Annotated in this window: 6 protein-coding genes; 1 reads left to right on the top strand and 5 read right to left on the bottom strand. The window is 58.6% G+C overall.

Going from position 1 to position 6,851, the window contains the following annotated elements; all coding sequences use genetic code 11:
* The 4 genes from ACTIE1_RS15845 to ACTIE1_RS15830 form a co-directional block, all read right to left on the bottom strand.
* A partial coding sequence (locus ACTIE1_RS15845) for a hypothetical protein (protein WP_439563482.1) occupies nt 1-297 on the bottom strand: 297 nt, incomplete at its 3' end.
* Nucleotides 290-2,089 (bottom strand): translation elongation factor 4, encoded by a 1,800-nt coding sequence (gene lepA, locus ACTIE1_RS15840; RefSeq protein WP_439559833.1) that lies wholly within the window; start codon nt 2,087-2,089, stop codon nt 290-292. The genes ACTIE1_RS15845 and lepA, both read right to left, overlap by 8 nt.
* 66 nt (nt 2,090-2,155) lie before the next feature.
* Nucleotides 2,156-3,001: an urea carboxylase-associated family protein gene (locus tag ACTIE1_RS15835; protein WP_439559832.1), complete on the bottom strand. Its 846-nt coding sequence runs from the start codon at nt 2,999-3,001 to the stop codon at nt 2,156-2,158.
* Nucleotides 2,998-3,201: a hypothetical protein gene (locus tag ACTIE1_RS15830; protein ID WP_439559831.1), complete on the bottom strand. Its 204-nt coding sequence runs from the start codon at nt 3,199-3,201 to the stop codon at nt 2,998-3,000. Before ACTIE1_RS15830 ends, ACTIE1_RS15835 begins: the two co-directional genes overlap by 4 nt.
* 255 nt (nt 3,202-3,456) lie before the next feature.
* Here ACTIE1_RS15830 and ACTIE1_RS15825 point away from each other — a divergent pair, with 255 nt between their 5' ends.
* Nucleotides 3,457-5,607 carry a malate synthase G gene (locus ACTIE1_RS15825; protein WP_439563481.1) on the top strand — a complete coding sequence of 717 codons (2,151 nt, stop codon included), beginning with the start codon at nt 3,457-3,459 and terminating at the stop codon, nt 5,605-5,607.
* A gap of 146 nt (nt 5,608-5,753) precedes the next feature.
* Here the strand turns inward: ACTIE1_RS15825 and ACTIE1_RS15820 are convergent, their stop codons facing one another.
* Entirely contained in the window at nt 5,754-6,812 is a 1,059-nt protein-coding gene (locus ACTIE1_RS15820) for a threonine aldolase family protein (RefSeq protein ID WP_439559829.1), read from the bottom strand.
* Nucleotides 6,813-6,851 lie beyond the last annotated feature (39 nt).

Genomic DNA, 6,851 nt, shown 5'->3' with positions numbered 1-6,851 from the left:
AGTTTCAGGTTTGCCCATATTGTCGTGGCGTCGATGTAGTTCTCTAACTCGCGTTTTGAGCCTAACGGCGTGAACGTTCAGTGAATGGATCGCTTCGTCGAGCGCGCCGATTGTCGCCGCATGTGCGCGACGCTGCTCTGATGCATCGATCATTAATTGGTTTTCAATCGAAAATTTATGACTGTCTTGCGCAATCTTACGTGCTGTCAGAATAGACCAGAATGCGAGCGCAGCTGCTGAAACAGCAGCTAACGCCTGAATAAGTTCCAAAGCATTGTCAGCTAAAAACTCACCCATCCATCTTCAGCGCCGAAATAAACGCCTGCTGCGGGATTTCCACTTTCCCGAACTGGCGCATTTTCTTCTTACCGGCTTTCTGCTTCTCCAGCAATTTCTTCTTCCGCGTCACGTCCCCGCCATAGCATTTGGCCGTCACGTCCTTGCGCAGGGCTGCCAGTGTTTCGCGCGCGATCACCTTGCCGCCGATGGCCGCCTGAATGGGGATCTTGAACATGTGGCGGGGGATCAGCTCTTTCAGTTTTTCGCACATCGCGCGGCCGCGCATTTCGGCGCGGTCGCGGTGCACCATCATTGACAGCGCGTCCACAGGCTCGTCATTGACCAGCACCTGCATCTTGACCAGATTGTCCTGCCGGTAGCCGGTGATTTCATAGTCAAAGGACGCATAGCCCTTGGATATGGATTTCAGGCGGTCATAGAAATCGAACACCACCTCGTTCAGCGGCAGGTCATAGACCACCATGGCGCGGCTGCCTGCATAGGTCAGTTCCTGCTGGATGCCGCGGCGGTCCTGACACAGTTTCAGCACATCGCCCAGATAATCGTCGGGGACCAGCACAGTGGCCTTGATGCGCGGTTCCTCAATATGGTCCACATGGGTCAGGTCGGGCATGTCGGCGGGGTTGTGCAATTCCATGACAGTGCCGTCACGCATATGCACATGATAGACCACAGACGGGGCAGTGGTGATCAGGTCAATGTCATATTCACGTTCCAGCCGGTCGCGGATCACCTCCAGATGCAACAGCCCCAGAAACCCGCAGCGGAACCCGAAGCCCAGCGCGGCCGAGCTTTCCATTTCATAGCTGAAGGACGCGTCATTCAGCGCCAGTTTTTCAACCGCGTTGCGCAAATCGTCAAATTCCGCCGAATCGACAGGGAACAGCCCGCAGAAAACCACAGGGACCGAGGGTTTGAAGCCCGGCAGGGGCGTTTCGCAGCCCTTCTTTTCATGGGTGATGGTGTCGCCCACCTTGGTATCGCGCACCTGTTTGATGCTGGCTGTCAGAACGCCAATCTCGCCCGGGCCAAGTTCGGGCACATCGACCATGGCAGGTTTAAGGACGGCAAGTTTGTCGATGCCGTATTTCGCGCCTGTCTGCATCATCTTGATATTGTCACCCTTGCGGATGACCCCGTCCATGACACGAAACAGCACGACAACGCCCAGATAGGGGTCGTACCAGCTGTCGACCAGCATGGCCTTCAGGGGCGCGTTGCGGTCGCCCTTGGGGGCGGGCAGGCGTTTGACGATCGCTTCCAGCACATCGGGAATGCCAAGGCCGGATTTGGCGGAAATCAGGACCGCTTCGGACGCATCCAGCCCGATCACATCCTCGATCTGGGCCTTGACCTGTTCGGGTTCGGCGGCGGGCAGGTCGATCTTGTTCAGGACCGGCACGATTTCATGGTCGGCATCCAGCGCGGTATAGACATTGGCCAGTGTCTGCGCCTCGACCCCCTGGCTGGCATCCACCACCAGCAGCGAGCCTTCGACCGCGCGCATGGACCGCGACACCTCATAGGCGAAATCGACATGGCCGGGCGTGTCGATCAGGTTCAGCACATAGGACTGACCGTCCTGCGCGACATAATCGATGCGCACCGTGTTCGCCTTGATGGTGATTCCCCGTTCGCGTTCAATATCCATCGCGTCGAGCAGCTGCTCTTTCATGTCGCGGTCGGACACTGTGCCGGTTGACTGGATCAACCGGTCTGCAAGCGTGGATTTACCGTGGTCGATATGCGCCACGATGGAGAAATTGCGGATATGCGAAAGCTCTGTCATGATTGACGATATGTAGGGGAAACGCGCGCTGGTCAATACGCCGCGCGCGCCTTGCCTGCAGTATTCTCAATCGTGGCTGTGCCTGCGCGAATACCGGTTATGTGACGGGCTGTACCAGCCGTCCAGTGCACCTGCGGGGGGCGCGTGCACCGTGACTTCCAGCGGGTGGCATTGCGCGGCGTCCGAACTGTGCTCGGACCCGCAATCCCCGCCGGGACAGGCGGACAGGGCACACAGCAGGTCGATCTCGGCGAAGAATTCGATGTAATCGCCCTTGCGTGCGGGGCTGGACTTCATGAAATACTGGCCTGTGTCCTGCGTGAAGCCTGTGCACATGAACACATTCAGCACATCATGCACCAGCGCCTCGGCCTCTGACAGGGGTTTGTCCAGATGGTCGGCAAGCGCGCGCGTCAGGTTTGAATGGCAGGTATGGTGGTAATCCTTGCCCGTCAGCAGGTGATGCGTATAGGGATCGCAGCGCGTGCCAATCACATCATGCACACGGCCGCCGTGTTCATCCACACCATACCAGTCCAGTGTGTCCGTCAGAACTGTTGCCATGGGCCGCAGATAGGGCAGGCAGGACCATAGCCTGTCACCCACCTTGATATGGCTGCCATGCAGCGCGCGGGTCTTGCCGGAGTAGAAATGTTCGTCAAGGTTGCGCGCTTCAAACAGGTTCAGATCACCCACCTGTGCGCCCTCAGGGCAGGAAATACGGAAGAAACTGCCTGCGGTCACATAAAAGCAGCGCGCCTCGCGCGGCGGAATTGTGATGCTGTTTGTCTCGCTCGCTTTGGCGCGTGCGGCGCGGTAGGTTTCCAGCGGCGGCTTGTAAAGCGTGTCATTGGGGTAGCATATTACCGGCGCGATCGCGCGGCGGGCATCGGCATCTTTCGGGGCTTTCATGGCTGTCCTCCTGCCAGGCATTCCTTTGGCTCGCGTCCCTTGGGCAGGGCGATTTGCGCGCCACAGGCCGTGCAGGTAAACATCACCCGCCCGTCGGCCAGTTTCCGTGCATCCTTGCGCCAGCGGCAGCCGCGGGTTTCCCACGGCTTCAGGACCAGTATCACGGCAACAGCCACAAGCAGCGCAAGGATTAGCAACATGCAGGTGTTGTGCCGCAGATGCTTCGCAGCTTCAAGCTGTCATTCCGGATCAAGGATGATTGTAGCACGTCTGTCGTCGGACCAACGACATTTTTATCAGAAAAAGCATATGAGAGCTGTCGCCAAACCTGCATTGGAAGGGATGAATTTAACCTTGTCTGGCAGGGATCAATGCTTATGGTGTCCCCGCACAATAACCGGCCGCACCCCGACACCGGCTGATGGCCCAGACAAAAACAAGGGATACCAATCCATATGACACAAGGCGTTGCGCGAAGTGATTTGCAGGTTGATCCGGAACTTGCGGCATTTCTTGAAAATCAGGCCCTGCCCGAAAGCGGGATTTCCGCAGATGATTTCTGGAAAGGGTTTTCGGATCTGGTGCATGATCTGACACCGCGCAACCGTGAATTGCTGGAAAAACGTGCCGCGCTGCAATCGCAGATTGACGATTGGCATGTGCAAAGACGCGGCCAGTCGCATGATCTTGCACGCTATAAGGCATTCCTGGAGGAGATCGGGTATCTGCTGCCCGAAGTCGCGCCCTTCCAGATAACGACCCAGAATGTCGACCCTGAAATCGCAACCATTGCCGGCGCGCAGCTTGTGGTTCCGGTGACCAACGCCCGCTATGCGCTGAACGCGGCCAATGCCCGTTGGGGCAGCCTGTATGACGCGCTTTATGGCACGGATGCGATGGGGAAATTGCCGCCTGCTGGCGGATATGAACAAGGGCATGGTGCGCGCGTGATTGCCCGTGCGCGGGTGTTTCTGGATGCGGCCTTTCCGTTGGCGGGACACAGCCATGCCGATGCGCGGCTGTATCATGTCAAACAAGGCGCATTGCTGGTTGATGGCAAGCCGCTGGAAACCCCTGAAAAATTTGCGGGCTATCTTGGTGACCCTCGCGCGCCGGATGCGGTCTATCTGGTCAATAACGGGCTGCATGTGGAACTTGTGTTCAACCGCGCGCACCCGATTGGCGGGCGCGATCAGGCCTGTATGGCAGACATTCGCATCGAATCCGCGCTGTCCGCGATCATGGATTGCGAAGATTCCGTCGCCTGTGTGGACGCCGCCGACAAGGTGCAGGCCTATGGCAACTGGCTGGGCCTGATGAAAGGCGATCTTAGCGCTGATCTGGAAAAAGGCGGGCGCACCATCACCCGCCGCCTGAACCCCGATCTGAACATCACGGCCCCTGACGGCAGCGCCAAACAGCTGAAGGGGCGTGCGGTTTTGTGGGTGCGTAATGTGGGCCACCTGATGACCAACCCCGCCATTACCGACAAACATGGCGAGGAGGTGTTCGAGGGCCTGATGGATGCGATGATCACCACGCTTTGCGCGCTGCATGATCTGCGCAAGAAGGATGGTCCGCGCAATTCGGCCACTGGCTCTGTCTATATCGTCAAACCCAAGATGCACGGCCCCGAAGAAGTGGCCTTCGCTGACGAGATTTTTGCGCGTGTCGAGAAGGTGTTGGGCCTTGCCCCCAATACCATCAAGATCGGTGTGATGGATGAAGAGCGCCGCACCTCTGTCAATCTTCAGCAGTGTATTCATGCAGCGCGCGACCGCATTGCCTTCATCAACACGGGCTTTCTGGACCGCACCGGCGATGAAATTCATACCAGCATGGAAGCAGGGCCGTTTTCGCGCAAGGATTTCATCAAGCGCAAGGGCTGGATCAAGGCCTATGAGGACCGCAATGTAGATATCGGGCTTGAATGCGGACTTATGGGGCGCGCACAGATCGGCAAGGGCATGTGGGCAATGCCCGACCAGATGGCCGCCATGCTGGAAGCCAAGATCGAACACCCCAAATCGGGCGCCAATACCGCTTGGGTGCCATCGCCCACAGCAGCCACGTTGCATGCGCTGCATTACCATCAGGTGAATGTGCCTGCGGTTCAGGAAAAACTGGCCAAGGGCGGGCGCCGCGCCCATGTGGAGGCGTTGCTGGACCTTCCGCTGGCCAGTTTCCAGAAATGGACGCGTGCGCAGATCATCCGCGAAGTGGAGAACAACGCACAGGGCATTCTGGGATATGTCGTGCGCTGGGTCGATCAGGGGGTGGGCTGTTCCAAGGTTCCGGACATCAATGATGTGGGCTTGATGGAAGATCGCGCAACCTGCCGCATTTCCAGCCAGCATGTGGCCAACTGGCTGCATCATGGGGTCGTGTCGGATACGGATTTGATGGACGCCATGAAGCGCATGGCAGAGATTGTGGACCGCCAGAACGCAGGTGACGCGGCCTACACGCCCATGGCCCCCGGTTTCGACGGGATCGCGTTTCAGGCGGCCTGTGATCTGGTGTTCAAGGGGCGTGAACAGCCATCCGGCTATACCGAGCCTGTATTGCACGCCCGCCGGCTGGAGTTGAAAGCCGCGATTGGCTAGGTGGACAACAGGCCGCGGCAATGCCTTGCCGCGGCCATATGGTCCGACTTATCAGCGCGTTAAGCGCCTTTTTTTGATTTTTCGCATGAACATGTATTCTGGCGCAACGAATTCAAAATGGCTTGCAAGCCTTTGTTTTTGCTAACTTATAAAGCCGCGCCGAGAATCCGAAGAAATTCCTTGATATGCGCGTCCGTCGTGCACCACGACGTCACAAGCCGCCCTGTTACAGCCATGTCGGGCGGGCAGTCCAGTGATGCATGATCGGGCCAAAGGTAATATTTCGCACCTGCATCCTGTAGCGCCCTATGGCAGCTGCGCGGCAGGTCCACGAACAGCATATTGCCGCCGCGCTCGAACAAGATCCTTGCATCCTTGTGCTGGTTCAAGCCGTCTTGTAGCTGGGCGGCCATCTGGTTGGCGTGTCTTGCCAGTGCCAGCCAAAGATCATCGTCCAGCCACGCCAGCATCTGCGCGGCAAGGTAGCGGTTCTTGGACAGCAGGTGCCCGCCACGTTTGCGGCGCAACTGGAATTCCCATGCCTGCGCAGGGTCGAACATCACCACCGCCTCGACGCCCATCAGCCCGTTTTTGGTGCCGCCCAGCGACAGCACATCAACACCGGCCTGCCAGCTGTATTCGGCGGGGCTGCACCCTTCTGCGACCAGCGCATTTGCGAACCGCGCCCCGTCCAGATGCACCGGCAACCCGTGTGCATGCGCGACTGCGCAAACGGCCCGCAATTCGTCCACGGTGTAGCGCGTGCCGCATTCGCTCAGGTTTGTCAGGCTGACAAGGGCAGGCTGCACCTGATGCACGCCCCCTTTGCCCGCGCGTGTCAGGGCCTGCTCCAGTGCCTGCGGGGTCAGTTTTGCCTGTGCACCGGCAACAGGCACCAGTTTCGCGCCATTGCTGAAGAATTCGGGCGCACCGCATTCATCTACGTTGATATGTGCCAACTCATGACAAAACACCGCGCCCCAAGGCGGGCAATAGCTGGCGATGGCCAGTGCGTTGGCTGCGGACCCTGTGGCGACCAGAAAAACCTCGGCCTCGGGCGCATCAAAAAGGGCGCGTATGCGGTCGCGCAACGCAAGGTTTACCGGGTCATTGCCATACCCAGCGACGAAATCGTCGTTGGCGCGCGAAAGGCCTTCCAGAATTTGTGCCGGTACGCCGGATGTGTTGTCGGATGCGAAGAACATGGGGCGAAATTGTCCTGCCTGCGCGGCGCTGTCAAGCGC

This window comes from Roseinatronobacter sp. (assembly GCF_051859525.1).
Lineage (GTDB): Bacteria > Pseudomonadota > Alphaproteobacteria > Rhodobacterales > Rhodobacteraceae > Roseinatronobacter.
This window is presented reverse-complemented; position numbering and strand designations above follow the sequence as displayed.